Annotated in this window: 20 protein-coding genes; 2 read left to right on the top strand and 18 right to left on the bottom strand. The window is 69.7% G+C overall.

The window, feature by feature from the left end:
* The first annotated feature begins 60 nt into the window (after nucleotides 1-60).
* A complete protein-coding gene (locus tag IE307_RS43210; protein WP_191305333.1) occupies nucleotides 61-699 on the top strand; it encodes a DNA alkylation repair protein in 639 nt (212 codons plus the stop codon).
* Here the strand turns inward: IE307_RS43210 and IE307_RS43205 are convergent.
* The 6 genes from IE307_RS43205 to IE307_RS43180 all read right to left on the bottom strand — a co-directional run bounded on the left by IE307_RS43205 (nucleotide 696) and on the right by IE307_RS43180 (nucleotide 5,163).
* On the bottom strand, nucleotides 696-1,298 hold the full coding sequence (locus IE307_RS43205) for a response regulator transcription factor (protein WP_191305300.1): 603 nt from the start codon (nucleotides 1,296-1,298) through the stop codon (nucleotides 696-698). The two genes, IE307_RS43210 and IE307_RS43205, sit on opposite strands and share 4 nt — an antisense overlap.
* Nucleotides 1,295-2,359 carry a sensor histidine kinase gene (locus tag IE307_RS43200; protein WP_191305299.1) on the bottom strand — a complete coding sequence of 355 codons (1,065 nt, stop codon included), beginning with the start codon at nucleotides 2,357-2,359 and terminating at the stop codon, nucleotides 1,295-1,297. The genes IE307_RS43205 and IE307_RS43200 overlap by 4 nt, the downstream gene beginning before the upstream one ends.
* Nucleotides 2,356-3,093, bottom strand: coding sequence for an ABC transporter permease (locus tag IE307_RS43195; RefSeq protein ID WP_191305298.1), 738 nt, complete (start codon nucleotides 3,091-3,093; stop codon nucleotides 2,356-2,358). Before IE307_RS43195 ends, IE307_RS43200 begins: the two co-directional genes overlap by 4 nt.
* Nucleotides 3,090-3,980 carry an ABC transporter ATP-binding protein gene (locus IE307_RS43190; RefSeq protein ID WP_191305297.1) on the bottom strand — a complete coding sequence of 297 codons (891 nt, stop codon included), beginning with the start codon at nucleotides 3,978-3,980 and terminating at the stop codon, nucleotides 3,090-3,092. Before IE307_RS43190 ends, IE307_RS43195 begins: the two co-directional genes overlap by 4 nt.
* 70 nt (nucleotides 3,981-4,050) lie before the next feature.
* A complete protein-coding gene (locus IE307_RS43185) occupies nucleotides 4,051-4,893 on the bottom strand; it encodes an NYN domain-containing protein (protein WP_191305296.1) in 843 nt (280 codons plus the stop codon).
* Nucleotides 4,894-4,914: 21 nt separating this feature from the next.
* Nucleotides 4,915-5,163 carry a hypothetical protein gene (locus tag IE307_RS43180; protein ID WP_191305295.1) on the bottom strand — a complete coding sequence of 83 codons (249 nt, stop codon included), beginning with the start codon at nucleotides 5,161-5,163 and terminating at the stop codon, nucleotides 4,915-4,917.
* Between the two features lie 205 nt (nucleotides 5,164-5,368).
* Here IE307_RS43180 and IE307_RS43175 point away from each other — a divergent pair, with 205 nt between their 5' ends.
* Nucleotides 5,369-6,595 carry a PucR family transcriptional regulator gene (locus IE307_RS43175; RefSeq protein WP_191305294.1) on the top strand — a complete coding sequence of 409 codons (1,227 nt, stop codon included), beginning with the start codon at nucleotides 5,369-5,371 and terminating at the stop codon, nucleotides 6,593-6,595.
* Nucleotides 6,596-6,649: 54 nt separating this feature from the next.
* On the opposite strand, the gene IE307_RS43170 is transcribed toward IE307_RS43175, so the two are convergent.
* From IE307_RS43170 to IE307_RS43115, 12 genes are all read right to left on the bottom strand, one after another.
* Complete coding sequence (locus tag IE307_RS43170) at nucleotides 6,650-7,513, bottom strand: peptidase inhibitor family I36 protein (RefSeq protein ID WP_229905602.1); 864 nt, start codon at nucleotides 7,511-7,513, stop codon at nucleotides 6,650-6,652.
* 127 nt (nucleotides 7,514-7,640) lie between these two features.
* Complete coding sequence (locus IE307_RS43165) at nucleotides 7,641-8,336, bottom strand: excalibur calcium-binding domain-containing protein (RefSeq protein ID WP_191305293.1); 696 nt, start codon at nucleotides 8,334-8,336, stop codon at nucleotides 7,641-7,643.
* A gap of 146 nt (nucleotides 8,337-8,482) precedes the next feature.
* A complete protein-coding gene (locus IE307_RS43160; protein ID WP_191305292.1) occupies nucleotides 8,483-10,255 on the bottom strand; it encodes an ABC transporter ATP-binding protein in 1,773 nt (590 codons plus the stop codon).
* A complete protein-coding gene (locus IE307_RS43155; RefSeq protein ID WP_191305291.1) occupies nucleotides 10,242-11,771 on the bottom strand; it encodes an alpha/beta hydrolase family protein in 1,530 nt (509 codons plus the stop codon). The genes IE307_RS43160 and IE307_RS43155 overlap by 14 nt, the downstream gene beginning before the upstream one ends.
* Nucleotides 11,761-12,549, bottom strand: coding sequence for a hypothetical protein (locus IE307_RS43150; RefSeq protein WP_191305290.1), 789 nt, complete (start codon nucleotides 12,547-12,549; stop codon nucleotides 11,761-11,763). The genes IE307_RS43155 and IE307_RS43150 overlap by 11 nt, the downstream gene beginning before the upstream one ends.
* Nucleotides 12,550-12,551: 2 nt before the next feature.
* Nucleotides 12,552-12,785, bottom strand: coding sequence for an actinodefensin-associated protein B (gene adfB, locus IE307_RS43145; protein ID WP_268250479.1), 234 nt, complete (start codon nucleotides 12,783-12,785; stop codon nucleotides 12,552-12,554).
* Entirely contained in the window at nucleotides 12,764-14,215 is a 1,452-nt protein-coding gene (locus IE307_RS43140; protein ID WP_191305288.1) for a hypothetical protein, read from the bottom strand. Before IE307_RS43140 ends, adfB begins: the two co-directional genes overlap by 22 nt.
* Nucleotides 14,212-14,397, bottom strand: a complete 186-nt coding sequence (locus tag IE307_RS43135; protein ID WP_191305287.1) for a hypothetical protein — start codon at nucleotides 14,395-14,397, stop codon at nucleotides 14,212-14,214. The genes IE307_RS43140 and IE307_RS43135 overlap by 4 nt, the downstream gene beginning before the upstream one ends.
* Nucleotides 14,398-14,657: 260 nt before the next feature.
* On the bottom strand, nucleotides 14,658-14,834 hold the full coding sequence (locus IE307_RS43130; protein WP_191305286.1) for a Dickkopf N-terminal cysteine-rich domain-containing protein: 177 nt from the start codon (nucleotides 14,832-14,834) through the stop codon (nucleotides 14,658-14,660).
* Between the two features lie 131 nt (nucleotides 14,835-14,965).
* Nucleotides 14,966-15,649 carry a response regulator gene (locus IE307_RS43125; RefSeq protein WP_191305285.1) on the bottom strand — a complete coding sequence of 228 codons (684 nt, stop codon included), beginning with the start codon at nucleotides 15,647-15,649 and terminating at the stop codon, nucleotides 14,966-14,968.
* Nucleotides 15,646-16,857, bottom strand: coding sequence for a sensor histidine kinase (locus IE307_RS43120; RefSeq protein WP_191305284.1), 1,212 nt, complete (start codon nucleotides 16,855-16,857; stop codon nucleotides 15,646-15,648). Before IE307_RS43120 ends, IE307_RS43125 begins: the two co-directional genes overlap by 4 nt.
* A complete protein-coding gene (locus tag IE307_RS43115) occupies nucleotides 16,851-17,885 on the bottom strand; it encodes an AAA family ATPase (protein ID WP_268250478.1) in 1,035 nt (344 codons plus the stop codon). The genes IE307_RS43120 and IE307_RS43115 overlap by 7 nt, the downstream gene beginning before the upstream one ends.
* Nucleotides 17,886-17,963: the final 78 nt, after the last annotated feature.

The following is a 17,963-nucleotide window of genomic DNA, read 5'->3' as shown; positions in this document are numbered from 1 at the left end:
GCTGTCGGGCACCGGTGGCGAACGGGAGGTCGAGCGGTGGCGGAGACGGTGACCGGGCTGATGGCCGAACTGGCGGCCCTGGAGGACCCGAAAGCACGTGCCGTGAACGAGAAGCACGGCGACGACCACGGCGTGAACCTCGGCAAGCTCCGCGCGATCGCGAAGCGCCTCAAGACCCAGCAGGACCTGGCCGTGCAGCTCTGGGCGACGGGGGACACCGCGGCCAGGTTGCTGGCGCTGCTGATCTGCCGCCCCAAGGCGTTCACGCACGACGAGCTGGACGCCATGCTGCGCCAGGCCGATCGCCCCAAGGTGCAGGACTGGCTCGTGAACTACGTAGTGAAGAAGAGCCCGCACGTCGAAGCGCTGCGCGTGCTGTGGTTCGGCGACGCGGACCCGGTGGTCGCGAGCGCGGGCTGGGCGCTGACCGTCGACCGGGTGGCGAAGAAGCCCGAGGGCCTGGACCTCGACGGTCTGCTCGACATCGTCGAGAAGGACATGAAGGACGCCCCGCAACGCCTGCAGTGGGCGCAGAACCACTGCCTGGCGCAGATCGGGATCGAGCACCCCTCGTTGCGCGCCCGTGCGCTGGAGATCGGCGAACGCCTGGAGGTCCTCAAGGACTACCCGACACCGCCGGGCTGCACGTCACCGTTCGCACCGATCTGGATCAACGAGATGGTGAAGCGCAAGGCTTAGAGCCACCCTCGTTCCTTCGCGGTGTTCGCCGCCTCGGAACGGTTGCGCGCGCCCAGTTTCGCCATCGCCGTCGACAGGTAGTTGCGCACCGTGCCCTCGGCGAGGTTGAGCCGCGCCGCGATGTCGGCGTTGCTCGCGCCCGTCAGGACCTCCTGCAGCAGCTCGCGTTCGCGCGGTGTCAGCGGGTCGGCGCTGTCCCACGCGGCCATCGCGAGTTCCGGTGCCACCACGCGTTCGCCCGCGTGGACGCGGCGCAGCGCCGAGACCAGGTCCGCGATCGGCGCGTCCTTGAGCACGTACCCCGTCACCCCGGAGTCCATCGCGCGCCGCAGGTACCCGCTGCGGGCGAACGTCGTGAAGATCAGGACTCGGGTGGTGTCGCCGCGGCGGGCGAGCTCCTGAGCGACGTCCAGTCCCGTGCGGCCCGGCATCTCGATGTCGGTCAGCAGCACGTCCGGCCGGTGTTCCGCCACGGCCGCAAGGGCTTCGTCGCCGTCCCCGGCGGTCGCGACGACCGTGACGTCGGGCTGCAGGTCGAGCAGCTGGGCGAACGCGCCGCGCACCATCGCCTGGTCCTCCGCCAGCACGACCCTGATCACGTGGCCACCTTCAGCGGAACCGCGATCGTGACGGTGGTGCCCGCCGCGACCGTCCGCGCGACCACACCGCCCAGTGCGGCGATCCGTTCCCTCATGCCCGTCAACCCGTTGCCCTCCCGCGCGTGCCCGCCCACGCCGTCGTCGGCGATCACCAGCCGCAGTTCGCCGCCGTGCGCCTCGATCCCGATGTGGCACGTCTTCGCCCGCGCGTGCCGGGCCACGTTGGTCACGGCCTCCCGCAACGCCAGGGCCAGTTCGTGCTCGGTCGAGCCGACGATCACCAGTTCCGGGTCACGCCGCACGACCACCTCCACGCCGAGACTCGACAGGGCGGCCCGCGCCGCCTCCAGCTCGGTCTCGAGCGACGCGCTGCGCCACCCGGTGACGGCGTCGCGGACCTCCCCCAGCGCCGCACGGGCGGTGCGTTCGATCTCCGCCGCCTCCTCCTGCGCCCGCGCGGGATCCGCGGCGACCAGCTGGGCGCGCAGGATGATCGCGGTCAGCGTGTGGCCGAGCAGGTCGTGCAGGTCGCGGGCGATGCGCTCCCGTTCGGCGAGGGTGGCGAGGTGCTCGACCCGCGCGGTGCGGATGCGCAGGTCGGACCCCTCACGTTCGCGTTCGGCCCACTCGACCTGCACGAGACCGACGACCCACAGGAAGACCAGCGACGGCAGCAGGGCCCACACCCGGTACGGCATCTCGACCACCGACACCACGCCGAACACGCAGATCAGCCCGGACAGTCCGACGAACCACCGCATCGCCACCCGCCGCGACTCCGACAGGCCCGCGAACACCGCCGCGTAGACGAAGAGCACGGCGGCGCCGGCGTTGAACGGGGTGGCGAGCGCGCCGAGCACGACCGCCGGGACCAGGGACCAGCGGCGGACCATCTCCGGCCGCCGCCACGACAGCACGTACATCGGGACGAAGGCGACGACCACGGCGGCGACGAGCGCCCAGTCCGCCCAGCCCGCCGCCGGGTCGAACACCGGCGCCCACAGCAGGTTCCCCAGGTAGATCAGGTGGAACCAGCGGGAGACCCCCACGTTTTCTCTCATGACCGCGCATGACGATACGACACGGCCGCGAGCACCGCAGCCACGATCGCGAAGCCCAGCAGCACGAGCACATGGGTGAGCACGGGCCCACCGGTCAGCTGCGCACGGGCCAGTTCGGACAGGTGGTAGTTCGGCAGGAACGGCGCGATGTCGCGGAAGAACGCCGGCATGATGTCGAGCGGCATCCACAGTCCGGACACGACGGACGTCGGGATGAGGATCGCGTTGAGCAGAGCGGCACCCGCGCCCGCCCCGACCTGGAACCCGACCGCGAGGCTCAGCAACGCGAACGGCAACGCGCCGACGACCAGCACTCCCAGCACCCGCAGCAACGCGGGCAGGGGCGCGTTCAACGCTCCGGTCAGCGCCGCCGTCGCCGTCATCGCGATCAGCACCCCCGCCGCGTACGGCAGCGCCGCCACGACCTTCGCCGCCAGCGTGACGCCGATCGGCACGGCGGACACCTGCTTGGAGCGCAACCAACCCCGTTCCCGGTCGGACGCCACCCCGATGCCGGGGTTCATCAGCACGACCGAGATCACGCCGAACGCTCCGAAGGTGGCGATCATCGTGGTGCCCGCGGACAACCCGCCGCTGCTGAACTTCCCGAACAGCGACACGAAGAGCGCGAAGAACGCCACCGGCATGACGATGGAGAAGAACAACGCGGCCGGTTCGCGGACGATACCCCTCAGCTCGTCCGTGACCTCGACACCGAAAACCCTTGTGTTCACGCCGCACCCCTCTCGATCAGACCGGCGACTGCCTCTTCCAGCCCGGCACCCTCGACCCGCAGGTCGGACAGGCCGGGGTCCTCCGCGAGCAGCACCCGCAGCAACGCCTCCGGAGCACGCGTTCCCAGGTGGACGTGCTCGCCGTCGTTGCGCAGCGACACGACACCGGGCAGTGCTTGGAGGCGCTCCAAGCCCAGCCCCGTCCGGGCGATCACCGTGCGGTCGGGCAGCCGCGCCACCAGTTCGTCCGGCGTGCCCTCGGCGAGGATCCGGCCGCGGTCGAGCACGACGACGCGGTCGGCGACGGCCGAGGACTCCTCGATGATGTGGGTGGTGAGCAGGACGCCCGTCCCGCGCTCGCGCCGTTCGGCCAGGATCTGCCAGAACCGCCTGCGGGCGGGCACGTCGAGACCGGCGGTCGGTTCGTCCAGGACGAGCAGCCGCGGGTCGCCGACCAGCGCCATCGCGAGCTGCAGTCGTTGCTTCTGCCCGCCCGAGAGCTTCGACGCACGCCGTCCGGCGAGGTCGGTCAGGTCGAGCTCGGCCATCACCGGCCCTGCCGCCGCACGGGGCTTGCCCGCCCGCACCGCGGCCCCCGTGACCAGCTCGGACACCTTCAGCGTGTTCGGGAACCCGAGCGCCTGCTGCACCACGCCGAGCTGCCGGCGGGTCGACGCGACGCGCGGGTCCCCGCCGCACACGCGCACCGAACCGTCCTTGGCGGGCAGCAGGCCGATCACCTGGTTCACCAGCGTCGTCTTGCCCGCGCCGTTCGGCCCGAGCAGGGCCAGGCACTCCCCCGCGCCGACGACGAGATCGACGCCGTCCAACGCCCGCGTGGCACCGTAGTCGTGCCGCGCCCCTCGCACTTCCAGCACCGTCTCCATGCGGGAAAGCCTGGTCGGAACGGGCTCTCACCAGTAGTGAGCCGGAGTCACGAGGTTCGGATTACAAATGTCACTCGGGCCGGACGGCCTGCGCCCTCGGGTACTTGCGGCCGGGGATCGGCGCGGGCGACCCGGTGAACGACACGGGTGTGCCCGCCAGCAGCAACGTCAGTCCCGACGGCAGCTCGTCGCGGGAGACGAACCACGAACCGCCGCGCGTGTCCGTGATGAACCCGTGCGCCTGCCCGGTCTTCCAGCTGGCCACCGTGCCCTTGCGACGCCCGCGCGGCGCTCCCACCGGCGACGCCACCGCCTGCGACGACCGCACGAACGCGCGCCGCAGCGGGTAGTCGGCCTGGTCACCGGGTGCGAACAGCGCGTCGAAACCGGGCGTGAACGGCGTCGCGGCCCGCAGTGGCGCGGCCGTGCGCGGGGTCCAGGCGGGAGGTGCCTGCACGGTCTTGATGTCGACGACCGGCACGATCACGTGCACACCACGTGCGGTCAGCCTGGAGGCCAGTGGGGCGAAGTCCGAGTCGCCGGTCAGCAGCACGACCCACTGCAACGGCACGGTCGTCGCCCTGTCCCACGCCTCGAGGGCGAGCTGGACGTCGACGCCCTTCTCCTTGCCGTTGTGCAGCGGCAGGTCGTGGCGCGTGATGCCGGCGGCGGCCAGTGCCCGGTCGAAGGACTCGGCGGGGGTGTCGATGCGACCGCGGACGTAGTGCGCCTCCGCGACCACGCACTCGTCGAGCGGGCGGCCCGTCTCCGTGTGGACGTACCACCGCACCGCGTCGTGCAGGCCGTCCAAGGCGATGCGGGCGCTTCTGGGGTGTGCGGTGGCGTAGAAGTCGCTCAGATAGGCGAACCACGTGCCGTCGTAGAACACTCCGATCCGGACGGTCTCACCCACCAGCTGAGATTACTACTTCCTCTAGAACACCGAGTGACCAGGCGCGGCCGGTAACTCCAGCAGCTGGGTCGTGACGTCCAGGAACTCGCCACCGCACTGCCACAGCGTCAGGTCGGGATCGACGACGAACGGGTCCGCGGGATCCGCGTCGCCCTCGCGCACGCGGTACGCCAGCGCCTCGGTCTCCGAGAGCGCGAGCACGGTCTCGTTGGTTCCGCGCCAGACCCGCCGGAACATCACGGCGTTGGCGCAGGTGAATCGATCGTGCACGACGCTTCGCCTGAAACCGCGACGCAGCAACAATTTCATGCATTCTTCGACGCTGCTCACAACATCCGATTCTCGCCGCACGCAAGTGCCCAGCCCACCTGCCGTCACTCGATAGGGTCAAACGTTTCAGGCACGTGCACAACGGAGGTGTCCCTCTTTCGTGCAATCAACCACACCGGAACGGGCTATCGCCCCGAGCGCCCGGATGCGCAAGCCTCTGGCGGTGGTCGACATCCCCGCCCCGGACCCCGCAGCACCGCTCTACGACCGTGCCGCGACCCAGATCCCCCGCATCGCCGAGAAGGTGCTGGAGGCGTTCTTCGCCAGATCCGCGACGTACCGGCAGCTGCCCCACCAGCTGGTCGACCGCGAGATCACCGAGGCGGTGACCCGCCACCTGCAGGTCTTCCTGCGCGCGCTGCGGGAACAACGGCCACCGGCGGCCGAGGAGCTCGACATGCAGATCGCCACGGCCGTGCGCCGCGCACAGCAGGGCGTTCCGCTCGACATCGTGCTCAGCACCTACCACGTCGCCGCGACCGTCGGCTGGGAGGCGATGGCCGCGGTCGCCGAACCGGAGGAGATCCCCGACCTGCTCGCGACGGTGCCGGCGCTGCTGCGCTACCTGAGCGTCGCCGTGCCCGCGGTGGCCGGGTCGTACCTCGGCGAGCAGCAGGCCCTGCACGCCGAACGCCGCGAGGCCGGCCGCGCCCTGGTCGCCGCCCTGCTCACCGGCAGGGAGGCCGAACCGCTCGCGGAACGGATCGGGCTGGAGCTGTCCGGCCACCACGTCGTGGTCGCCGTGCGCGTCGAGGCACCGTCAGTGGCCGACGGCACCGACGCACGCCTTGCCGTTCATGGCCTCGTGCGCCGCCTACGAGCCGAACTGCCGAAACACGCCCTCTCCGCGTTGGACCACGACGGCGGAACAGTGCTGTTGCCGACCACCGCGGAAGGCGTCGACGAGGAGCTGGAGAGCGCCGCCGAACTGGTCCGCAACCTCCTCACCGCCGCCGGCACGAGCCTGACCGGCGGCATCGCGGCGGCGGAGAGCCGCGAGGACATCCCTGCCGCCGCCCGCCAGGCCGCCGACATCGCCGAACTCGCCCAGCGCCTGGGCCGGCAGCCCGGCGCGTACGTCCTCGACGACGTGCTGCTGGAGTACCAGCTCTGCCGCCCAGGCCCCGGCCGCAAGCGCTTGGCCCGCGTGATGGACCGGCTGGCCGAGCACCCCGACCTGCTGCACACGCTGCGGACGTTCATCAACAGCGACCACAACCGCCACCGCACGGCCGACGAGCTCCACCTGCACCGCAACACGCTGAACTACCGCCTGCGCCGCGTCTCCGAGCTCACCGGCTACAACCCCGCCGACCCCACCGACATCCGGCTGCTCTCGGCGTCGTTGATCGTGCACGACCTCAGGTCCTGACACGCCAAGATGGCGAGCGCACCAGGTGCGCCCGCCATCGTCGGTTCGCTCAGATCAGTCGCCGTGCGGGTTCTGCACGGAGACGTGCACGTGGTCGTAGTGACCACCGGTGACACCGCTGCCCGCGGTGTAGTTGCGCCAGCCCTCGGACGCGCGCGCGACGCTCCAGATCTTGCCCTGCCAGATCACGTAGCGGACGTCGAGCTTCGACGCGTGCTTCTGCAGCCAGTAGGCCAGCTTCCAGCCCTGGGCCTTCTGCGACTCGGTCGGGTAGGTGCCGATCGCGTTCGAGATCGTGCAGTCGAGCGCGTTGCCCGTGTTGTGGTTGCTCGTCGCCGACTCGTAGCTGCGGTAGTCGCCCACCCAGCACTGCTTCTCGCCGGTCTTCGAGGCGATCTGGTCGTCGATGAACTGCGTGCGCTTGGTCGCGTTCGGCGCCTTCGCCGTCGCCTCCGGGTGCGGGTTCGTCTCCGGCGCGGGGTAGGTGCCCGGAGCCGGATCCGGGTCGCCACCGGCGTCACCGATGCGGTGCGAGGCGTTCTCGTTCTTGAGCTCGGCCTTCAGGTTGCCCTTGGCGCCGGCCGCGAACGTCTGCTTCGCGCCACCGTAGTTGCTGTTGTAGAAGACAGTGACGGCCTTCGTGGTGCGGTTCCAGACCGACGCGGCGTTGTTCTTCACGCACACGCCCTGCCCGTTGCCCGCGCTCTTGAACTCGTAGCAACTCGGCTGCGAGTCACCGTAGTCCGCGATCGAACCGGCGAAGTCCGACACCGAACCGGCGTTGTCGCTGTTGTAGTAGAGGCAGAACTCACCCGACTCGCACGAGCCGTTGCGGTCCGCCGCGTTCGCGACGCCCGCACCGAAGGAAGCGCTGACCAGCGCTCCCATCAATGCCACAAACGTGAACTTCTTCAGCACTGTTGACCCTCTTCGCTCACAGGCTCCCCGGCCTGTGCAGGGGAAGCTTCGGTACGACCGAAGAATCCCGAGAGCCGCTGACATTCCGCTGACACCGGCGGCCACCGATCTGTCAGCGGAGCCGCCGTCACTCGCAGGCCACGCCGTCCCCGTCCCGGTCGAGGGCCGCGCGGTACCCGGCCTGTCCCCGGTACAGCGGTGCCGCCCCGGCCGCCTTCGCCGCGGCGCAGTTCGAGTAGTACGCGGGCGCCGGAGCAGGCGGCGCGGGCGCCGGCTGAGGCTTGGGTTGCGGCTGCGGCACAACGGGTTGCGGTGCGGGCTTAACGTCGAGTCCGCCGCACGACGGCCCCCAGAAGCCCAGCGCGGCCTGCTTGGCGGCCGCTTCCGCGGTCTGGATCGCGGCGTCTGCCCCATCGACAGAGCGAGCAGCTCCCTGGCTAGCCGCGAGCACCGCGTAGTCCTTGCCACCGACCAACGTCAGTTTCGACGCCAGGGCCTGAACGGGCTTTCCAACCAGCGTCTTCGTCGCGAACTCGACAGACGACGCGGCCCAGCACTCACCGGGCTGGGCGAGCCCGGCCACCTGGAGCCTGGTGCCGTTCGACAACACGACGGTCCGACCATCCACGATGGACTCGACGGTCACCGGCGGAGGTGCGGTCGTCGTGGTCGTCGTGGTGGTGGCGGCCGTGGTGGCCGTGGTCCTCAAGGTGGAGGCGTCGGCCGCGAGCTCCGGGGGCTCCTGCGTGCCGCACGCGGACACCACCACCAGGAGACCGGCCGCGATCGCGGCAGCCTTCGACAGCTGCTTGAAAACGGTCATGGCCGCCACATCGCGACCTTCGTGACGCGTCGTTACACAAGTCCGTGCGACTGGGCATAAAGCGCCGCCTGCGTGCGATCGCAACACCTCGACCTCGACCTCGCGCACGGGCAACGGTTCGCGGTGGCAGCATCGTCCCACCCAGCTCACCGCGTGCTCGGCTCGCGGAACGCCCGAGCCTGCAGCTCGTACAACCGCGAGTACTCGCCGCCGTCTGCCATCAACGTGTCGTGCGAGCCGTGTTCCACGATCTTGCCCTTGTCCAGTACGTAGATCCTGTCCGCATCGCGAACCGTGGCGAACCGGTGCGAGATCAGCAGGACGGTGCGACCGGCGAAGAGCACCCTGATCCGGGCGAAGAGGTCCGCCTCCGCCTGCGGGTCCAGCGATGCCGTCGGTTCGTCGAGCACCACGAACGGCGAGTCCCGGTAGAACGCTCGCGCGAGCGCGAGTCGTTGCCACTGCCCCAGCGACAGGTCCGCGCCACCGGTGAACTCCTTGCTGAGGACGGTGCCGAACCCGTCCGAGAGCCTCTCGACGAATACGCGGGCGTCAGCTTGCTCCGCGGCGCTGACGACCCGCTGGTGATCGATCGGCGCACCCGCCCGGCCGAATGCGATGTTGTCCTCAGCCGACAGCTTGTACCGCACGTAGTCCTGGAACACGACCGCGGTCTGATCGCGCAGAGCGCCGCGATCACGGACAGGCGAGCCGTCGACCTGCAGGACGCCCGCGTCGGGCTCGTACAGCCCGGCGAGGACCTTCGCCAGCGTTGTCTTGCCCGACCCGTTCGCACCCACGAGCGCGACGATCTCCCCCTCCTTCAGCGTGATGTCGATGCCGTCCAGGGCCGGTGTTCCCGCACCGGGGTAGACGAACGTGATTCCGCGTGCTGACAGGGTGCTGAAACGCGGCGATCGAGGTGAGTCGTGCTCGTCCACCAGGCAGTCGACGAAAGTTCGCAGATCGCGCAGGTACATCAACGATTCGCTGACACCACCCACCATCGCACCGACCGTCTGCATCCTGATCGACAGCAACCACAGCGCCGGCAACGCCGTCAGCAACGCCGGGAGGTCCGCCGGATCGCCGCGCAACCCGAACCAGGCCACCGCGACGACACCGAGCAGCACCAGATCACCGGTACAGCGCGCAACCACCTTGCGCCACATGTACTTGTGGCACAACGTCGCGGTCTGGCGGATCTCGCGGTCGTAACCGGACTCCCACCGATCCCGCAGCACCGGTCCGAGCCCGAGCGCGCGCACCTCCTTGGCCTCATCCCTGCCCGTGAGCAGTCGCTCCAGGTAGGAGCGGTGTCGCCGGTCCTCCGCGAGGTCGTGGTGCATGCGGTAGCCCGACTCGCGCTCCCCCGCCGCGGCGCGGAGGGCGGGAAGTGCGCTGAGCAGAGCGAACGGCAGCAGCCACCAGGCCATCACGGCGAACGCGCCGGCGACCGCGCCGACCGTGAGCACCGTCTGGATCGTCGTCATCATCATCGTGACCACGGCAACCGGCTGGTTGCGCGACGCGAACACCGCCCGGTGCAAGCGATCGTGGAACTCGGCGTCCTCGAAGGCGACGAGCTCCGCCTGTGCGGCGGACGCGAGCACTCTGGCGATCACGTACCGGTCGACCTCGACGACCAGCACCCGCTGCCTGGCCTCACCTGCCGCACGCAGCACGCCTCCCACTGTGCCGAGCAAGATCAGCGCCGCGATCGCCGGGACCAACGACGCCGATGATCCGGTGGGGGGCATCGTCGCCGTCAGCAGGTGCTTTCCCGCCACCAGTGCGCCACTCGCGCCGAGCGCCATCACGAACTGGATCACCAGCACCTGCGTCAGCCTCGACCGGTTCGCTCGCCATGCCAGCCGAAAGGCGAAGCCGAACGACTCGAGAAGCTCACGCCGTCCCATGAGGCTCGTCCTCTCCCCAACGGCACAGCCACTCCCGGTGTTCGGCGACGAGAGTCTTCCGGGTCTCGTGATGACGCAAGTTGTGTCCTTCGTCCGGCAGCAACACGAGGCGCGCCGTTCCTCCCGTGGCTACGATCCCCCGGTACAGCTCGACGGCCTGATCGGGCGGCGTCGCGGGGTTGAGGTCGGCGACGCCGTGAACGATCAGCACGGGACGGTTCAGCCGATCCGCGAACCTCAACGCGCTCAGGGAGTCGTAGAGCGATGGTGCCTCCCAGAACGATCGCCGCTCGAACTGGAACCCTGTCGGTGTGAGGGTGCGGTTGTAGCAACCGCTGTGCACGACCGCGGCGCAGAGCCCCGGTACCTTCGCCAGTGACCGCAGCGCGAGCGTGGCCCCGAAGCTGTGGCCACCGACGACCACTCGGCCGTTGTGCTTTCCCCGCAACGCGTCCAGCGCTCCGCACACCGCCGACACGAGCTGCGCGTCCACCTCGGCGGCGTCCACGTCGGACGGCCATCGAAACGAGATGTCCAGCACGGCGCTCGGAACCCCGTCCACCGCGAGGTCGACGAAAGGATCGGCGGGCAGCTCCTCCTCGATCAGGAATCCCCTCAGCCACAAGAACAACGGTCCGGTCCCAGGTCTGAAGGCGACTCTGGTGTTCGCCGGTCCAGCGATGATCGTCGAAGGCACTCCTGGTGCGGGCGCGGGCGGTGGCTGCGCGCGAGCGGTCTGCGGGTCCGTCGCGTCGACGCGTCGAACACCGCCTGCGAGCCCGACTTCGGACGTCGTCCAGCGCAGACCGTGGAACCTGGCGCGGTCACCGGAGCAGTCGGAGACGTGGTCGACGCGCAGGCCGCGTCCGCCTGCGGCCGGCCGCAGGTCGCGCACCAGCAGCGGCGGCCCCACTGCTGTGACCTCGCCGGACGCCGTGTCGAGCAGGCCGATGGTGGTCGCCGCGAGCCGTGCCAGCTCGGACGGCTCGCTGTCGAACGTGACGTAGCCGGGGCCGGTGGCCTCATGCACGACCGGACGCCATCCCCGATCAGGGGCGGGTGCCTCGATCGGTATGAGCACGGCAAGCCGTCCGTCCTGGCTCCAGGCCAGTGGCGGACGTCCCGGTGCGCCCAACTCGGTGAGCCCGACCGCCACACGGACGTCGCTCCAGAACCGGACGGTCCTCTCACGGAGGTCGGCCACCCAGGGATGCGCCTTCCTGTCGAGCACCGCCAGTCCAGCGACGAGGGAAAGCTCCGGGTGCCACGCGAGACCACCCGGCACGACCGCGGTGATCGGCAGCCGCCACCACGCGTCCCCGAGTTCGAACTCGACCACGTCCGGGCCGGGTCGACGCGGAGGCGCCCCGGCGAGGTCGGGATCGATCAGCAAGCCACGCCACGCGATCGTTCGCGGGTTGCGGCTGGTGATGGACGGCAACGCGGGTGCGGTGTAGCGCACCCGGACGTCGCCGTCCGGCCCGTGTTCTGTTCGACGTCCGAGGTCAGCGTCCACCGACCACCTCTGAAGTCCCGATGGTGATGGTGTCCACGAGTGCCTTCACCGGGCCGGTTCCGCCCACCGGCAGGCAGACGGGCCTTCCCAATCGGTCGATGCCCACGGCACTGGGCACGCCCAGCTTCCGCATGTCCTCAGGGATGTCGTCAGCGTGCTTGATCACAACGGTCGTGATGGCGGCACGACGGGCAGGCTCGGCAGCGTCCAGCAACTGCTTGAGCGAACGGCACGACGGGCAGTCGTCGGAGACGAACAGGAGCACTCCGCTGAGCATCTCGCCGCACTCCGAGGGGATCTCCTCGGCGGCCTTCCGCCGGCGGTCGCTCAGGAACAACAACGCCCCCAATGCTCCCGCCGAGAGAACACACGTCCACACCCGGAGAACGGGTGCGTCTCCGGGTGGTGCGCTGATGGCGATCGCAACGGCGACGAGGGCCGCGATCGCGTTGCCGGCGATGTGCGCCTTGCCGACGGAAGCCAGCCGAGCGAGACCGAAGCACGCGCACTTCTGGCCGCTCAGTGCCGCCGCCACGACCGTGAGCACGCCGAACGCCACCGCTGCGACGATCGCGGCGAGCGCGCCCTGCAGCAACACGACGAGGATCGCGGTGACGACTTCCGCGCCACCGACCGCTTTCGGCCCGTACGGCGCCCGCAGCGGCCCTGACCGCACAGGCCACGGCAGCTTTCCGGATTCCGTGGCCAGCTTCGCGATCCCCGCCAGCACGAGTGGTCCCGCCAGCAGCGCGATCACCAGGTCGGACCAGACCGACATCATCAGACCTCCCGATCGGACGCCACGAACCATCCGGCTTCGACGAGTTGCGCGACGAACGGCGCCGCGCGGTCCGGCACCGGTTCACCGCCGAGCACCAGCGCGATCACCTCAGCCTCCGCGTCAGTGCACTCCGCGACGGCCAGCGTGGTGCCGTTGACCAGCACAGCGCCGCCGAACGGAAGCATGGTCACCGTGACGTTCCCAGCCGCTTTCACCTGATACCTCCCAGCCATCGCTCCAGCCAGACCAACCGCAGCAGCGGCATGGCGTGCGCGGCCGTGTTCGGGCCGTCCGCGAGCATCCGCAGCACGACCTCCGGATCGATCAGCCCCATGTCGGCCAACGCGCACTGCCTCGCGATCCCGGTCATGAGCGTCCTGCGGTGAGCCCGCAGGTAGGTCGCGGCCGCTACCCGGAGCCAGTGACCGGGAGAAGAGGTGCACACGCCCGTCACGCCGGCCTTCTCGACCACCCGCCACATAGGCAGGTGGTTCTGGAACCCGCCCCGGCGAATGCGTCCGGTGGTCTCCCCGGCAGCCGCCCCCAGGACACCGGCCTCCACGGCCGGCGTGCGGAATCCCGACGTGCCGCGCTCTTCCAGCCCCGCCACGAGCCTGCCGAGCACGGGAGGCAGGAAGTCGACGTGCTCCCGCCACACCGCGAGGACGCCGCCACTGGTCGTGTCGAGCTCGGCTCTGCCCAGATCGGTGAGCCACGGCAACGGGTCGGCGCCGGTGCGCTTGACCGGAGGCGGTCCCTCGAACTCCTGCCGGTCTGGCCTGCCTTGTAGAGCGTGCACGGTCCGCACACCCAGCAGCTCCCGTGCCCGCGTCAAGTTCGTGAGCGTGCCCACGACGTGGAACGGTTCGCAGGTGAGCAGTCGCCATCCCCTGGTTCCCGGATCGACCTCGGGCAGCTTGGCCGACACCAGGTCCTTGAGCAGACTGCCGCCGATGAGCGGCCTGCCCGCGTCAGCGGCGAGCACCGCCGCGAGCCGGGCGGGCACCGCGATGTCCGGCATCGGCGGGTGCAGTTCGTCTCCGGAGACGTGCGCGGTGACGTCGAGCAGCTCGTCCACACCGATCTTCACGTGCCGCACCTCCAGACCGGGCAGCACGGCAAGCGGACGCGCGCGCGGCAGACCGAGATCGGCGTGCACCAGTCGCGGCGCGCGCAGACTCAGCGCGACGAACGCCGAGGCAAGCCCACCGCTGTAGGCGACGACGGGTTCCGGATCGTCGGCGAGGACCTCGGCAACGGCGTTGCGGAGGCCGTTTCGCCGATCGACCAGCGCAGGTGCACTCCGACCGACCGTGACACCCGCGCGATCCACACGGACCACGGTGCCGGGGCTCAGCCTGCGCACGCCGGACAGCGCGCTCGCGTCCGGTGGTGGAACGTGCCCTTGTACGAAGGTCAGGAGCATCCCCGGATCCGGCGCCGGACGCGATCGCCCGTCCAGGAACGCTGGCAGGTCGCCACCGACCTCCAACCGCCCGTGGCCGGCCCGGTAGTACAGCGGAAGCGGACTCGGTCGCACCCAGCTGAGCTCGAACGACGACGGGGACGAGGTGATCACCGCGCCATAGGGGTCCACCGCGTCCAGCGGACCGCAGCGCACCCTGCCCTCGCTCGTGTCCACGACACCCAACACGACACTCATCCCCCACTCGTCCGGTAGACCTCGACGTACTCGTCGGTGACGGGCATGGTCGTGCTGACCACCCGCCCACCGCACTCCACCCAGGCGAAGTAGCCGGCCACGCCGTTGCGGGGCACCGACTCGCGTCCCAGGTGGAACGAGGACGCGAAGCCGAGCCCGTGCAACGCGGCAGCGAGGAACAAGGCATCTTCGACAGGATCGAGAAAGCCCATCCTCAGTCGCTGGAAAATTCGCAGCTTCACCACGGAACTACTGACGACACGCACAGCGAACCGATGCCTTCTGCGCTTTGCAGGCCATTTTACGAGCTCAAAACTACTTCCCGGCCGGCGCACCGTTACCAGGAATTGTTCGGCCGCACGCGCGGATTTCAGCAATGCGAACATCATTCCCCCCGCACGACGAACCCCGCCGGGCGTGCCCGGCGGGGTTCATCACCTGATCAGGTCGCGTAGACGCAGCTCCACCAGGTGCAGACCAGGCCGGGGCAGCAGTCGTCGTCGTAGTGGCACGGAAGGCCGACCTGGACGCAGTTCTCCGCCACGGCGGTCGGTTCGTTGTTCAGGTGCTGCTGCAGGTGGCCGGTGGCCAGCCGCGCAGCGACCGCGGTTCCAGTCATTTCCCAGACCTTTCTCGATGTCGCGAGCATTGATCTGCCCGCACTCGAAAGCTATTCGACATCGAGATGTCCGACAACAAAATGATCAGTCTCGAACTGTCCGGGACAACCGGCCTGTTCCGGACACGCGGTCACTCTCCGGGAACGACTAGCCCCATCTCGTACGCGGCCACCACCGCCTGAGCACGATCGCGGACGCCGAGTTTGGCGAACATCCGGCTCACATGCGTCTTGGCGGTCTGCTCCACGATGACGAGCACGGCTGCGATCTCGGCGTTCGACATCCCGCGCGCCACCAGTCGCAGCACCTTCGTCTCCTGCTCGGTGAGCCGGTCGAGGTCGTACCGCCCTCCGTGGTGCTGCACGGGACGCCTGACGGCGAACTCGGCGATCAGCCGCTTGGTGACGGCGGGGGCGAACAGCGCGTTCCCCGCCGCGATCACCCGCACGGCGTTGACCAGGTCGTCGAGCGGACCGTCCTTCAAGAGGAACCCACTGGCTCCCGCCTGCAACGCGCCGTAGACGTACTCGTCCGCGTCGAACGTGGTCAACATCAGCACCTTGGTGGTCGCGATGAGCTCGTCCCCGGCTGCGGCATCCCCCATGATGCGCCTGGTCGCCTCCAGCCCGTCCATCTGCGGCATGCGGACGTCCATGAGCACGACGTCGGGCCCCAGCCGGCCGCACAGTTCGACGGCGTCGGTTCCGGTGCAGGCCTCGCCGACCACGTCGATGTCGGGTTGCGCGTCGAGGACCGCGCGGAAGCTCTGCCTGACCATGGTCTGGTCGTCGACGATCAGCACACGGGTGCTCACTCGGCTACTCCTGAACTGTTGAGCGGCACGGAAACTTCGACGAGGAACCCGCCGTCGGCCTGCGGCGCGGCGATCATCATGCCCCCCAGCGCGGTGACCCGCTCTCGCATCCCGAGCAGACCGTGCCTCGCCCGGTCGTCGTTCCCGGCGAGAGTTTCTTCCCCTCGGGTGTTGTGCACCCGGACGCGCAGTTCGGCGGCCGACGCTCGCACCGACACGTCCACCGCGGCTCCTGCCGCATGGCGAACCGCGTTGCTGAGCGCCTCCTGCGTGATGCGGTAAGCCGACAACGCCACGCCCGCGGGCACCTGGGTGTCGCCGAGGCGGACGTCGAGCACCACGTCCACTCCCGCGTCCCGCAGCCGCCCGGCCAGTTCCTCGATCTGCCCGACACCGGGTTGCGGGGCGCGTTCCGTCGAGCCGTCCGTGGCCCGGAGCACGCCGAGCAGCCTGCGCATCTCGGTCATCCCCTCACGCGCGGTCTCCTGCATCGCCACGAACTCCGCGCGCAGTTGCTCGGACAGACCCGGGAATCGATAGCGGGCCGAATCGGCGCGTAACGCGAGCACCGACATGTGGTGAGCAACGACGTCGTGCAACTCGCGTGCGATGAGCGCCCGCTCCTCCAGTGTGGCCGCCCTGATCTCCTCCTGGACCCGCCTGCGTTCCTGTTCGCCGCGCTCGGCCTCGGCGATGTAGCGGGACCTGCGGGTGCTGCCCAGGACCAGGACGCCGAGCGCGATCGCGCCGGCCAGCGAGAAGTCACGCCAGTCCCGCACGTGCAACGCGACCACGCCGAGCGTCACCAGGTAGACCCAGACCAACACGGGTTGTGCGTTGCTCTCCGCCACCACGTACAGCACGACCGCGGCGGCGAGCACGAGTCCCGGCATCCACGGCCAGCCCCATTTGGCCGCCAGTCCCGGCTGGAGGAACGGCAGTACCGCGAGCAGGATCGTGCTCGACCGCCAAGCCAGCAACGGACGGTGGAAGCACAGGAGGACCGGAAGCACGGAGAGGATGCCCAGCGACCAGACCATCGCCGCGGGGTGCGCGGCCGTCATCCTCGACGGGAAGGCGTTGAGAACCAGTCCCAGGAGAGCCGACCCCATGGTCAGCAGGCGCAGCTTCTGCGGGACTCGCGGGCTCTCCCCGTGCAAGAGCGCGAATCCTGCACCGGCGAGCGCCTCCCGCAGTCTCGTCAGCACCGTCTCACCATCTCGCCCGTCTTCTCCGCGACGAACAGCCGCACGAGCCTCGGCACCCGGTAGAGACCCGGCGCCGGACCCTCGACGAGACGACTGTCCACAAGCGACTCCATCATGCGCTCCGCATCGGGCCCGAGCAACGCCTCCGCTGCGCGCACGTCCACGTCCGACGAGGTTGAACGGGTGAGGACGTGCAACGCTCCCACCGCGTGCCTTGCACGAACGTCCGGCAAAGCGACCAATGCCTCGTAACTGGCGGCGAGGCTCGCCCGCATGTCGAGCCCGGCGGAGTTGAGTTCGTCCAGACAACGTCGTTCGTCGGCCAGCATCACCGTCAACGCCTCGATCGACCACGCGGGTCTCGAAGCCAGTCGCAGCGCGACGATGTGCAACGCGAGCGGGAGACGGTCGCACAGTTCGAGGAGTTGCCGCACGGCTTCCGGTTCGGCTCGCAGCCGTTCCGGATCGACGATGTCCTCCAGCAGGGCGACCGACTGCTCCACCGACAGCGGTCCTACGTAGACACTGCGGACAGAGCGCCGGAGTCCCAACGGTGCCGCCGAGGTCACCAGCGCCGCGCCACGACCTGACGGCGGGCACATCCGCTCGATCAAGCCGGCGGAAGAGGCGTTGTCCAGCACCGCCAGCACCCTGCGCTCCGCGAGCGCGCTCGTCGCCATGGCGAGCACCTGCTCTGTCACCTCGTGGTCGAGATCCAGGTAGAACTGCCCGTCCGGGTAGTGCGCGGCGATGTCGTGGGCGACACGGGCCGCCAACGCCGACTTCCCGCTTCCAGCCGGGCCTTCGAGGACGATCACCGGTGCCGGTCGATCGGCCGCGAGCAACTGACGCAGTCTGCGCATCTCGGTTGATCTCCCGACGAGCCGCGGAGTGCTCAGTGGAACAGCGGGCAGCAGGCGGTCCAGAACCGGCCGTGCCGCGTGGTTCACGCCTCCGTCCAATGCCGTCGTCAACCGTCGGCGCACCGCGATCCACGGTGCTGGATCACACCCGCACGCGCGGAGCATGGCCTCGACGATGCGTTCCGCCGGGAGCGCGTTCCGGCTGAACGCACTCGCCAGCGTGCTTCGCGGCAGTTCGCAGCC

The organism is Lentzea cavernae (assembly GCF_014653695.1).
Classification (GTDB): Bacteria; Actinomycetota; Actinomycetes; order Mycobacteriales; family Pseudonocardiaceae; genus Lentzea; species Lentzea cavernae.
The sequence above is the reverse complement of the archived record's forward strand: the minus strand, read 5'-3'. Positions and strand labels throughout refer to the sequence as shown.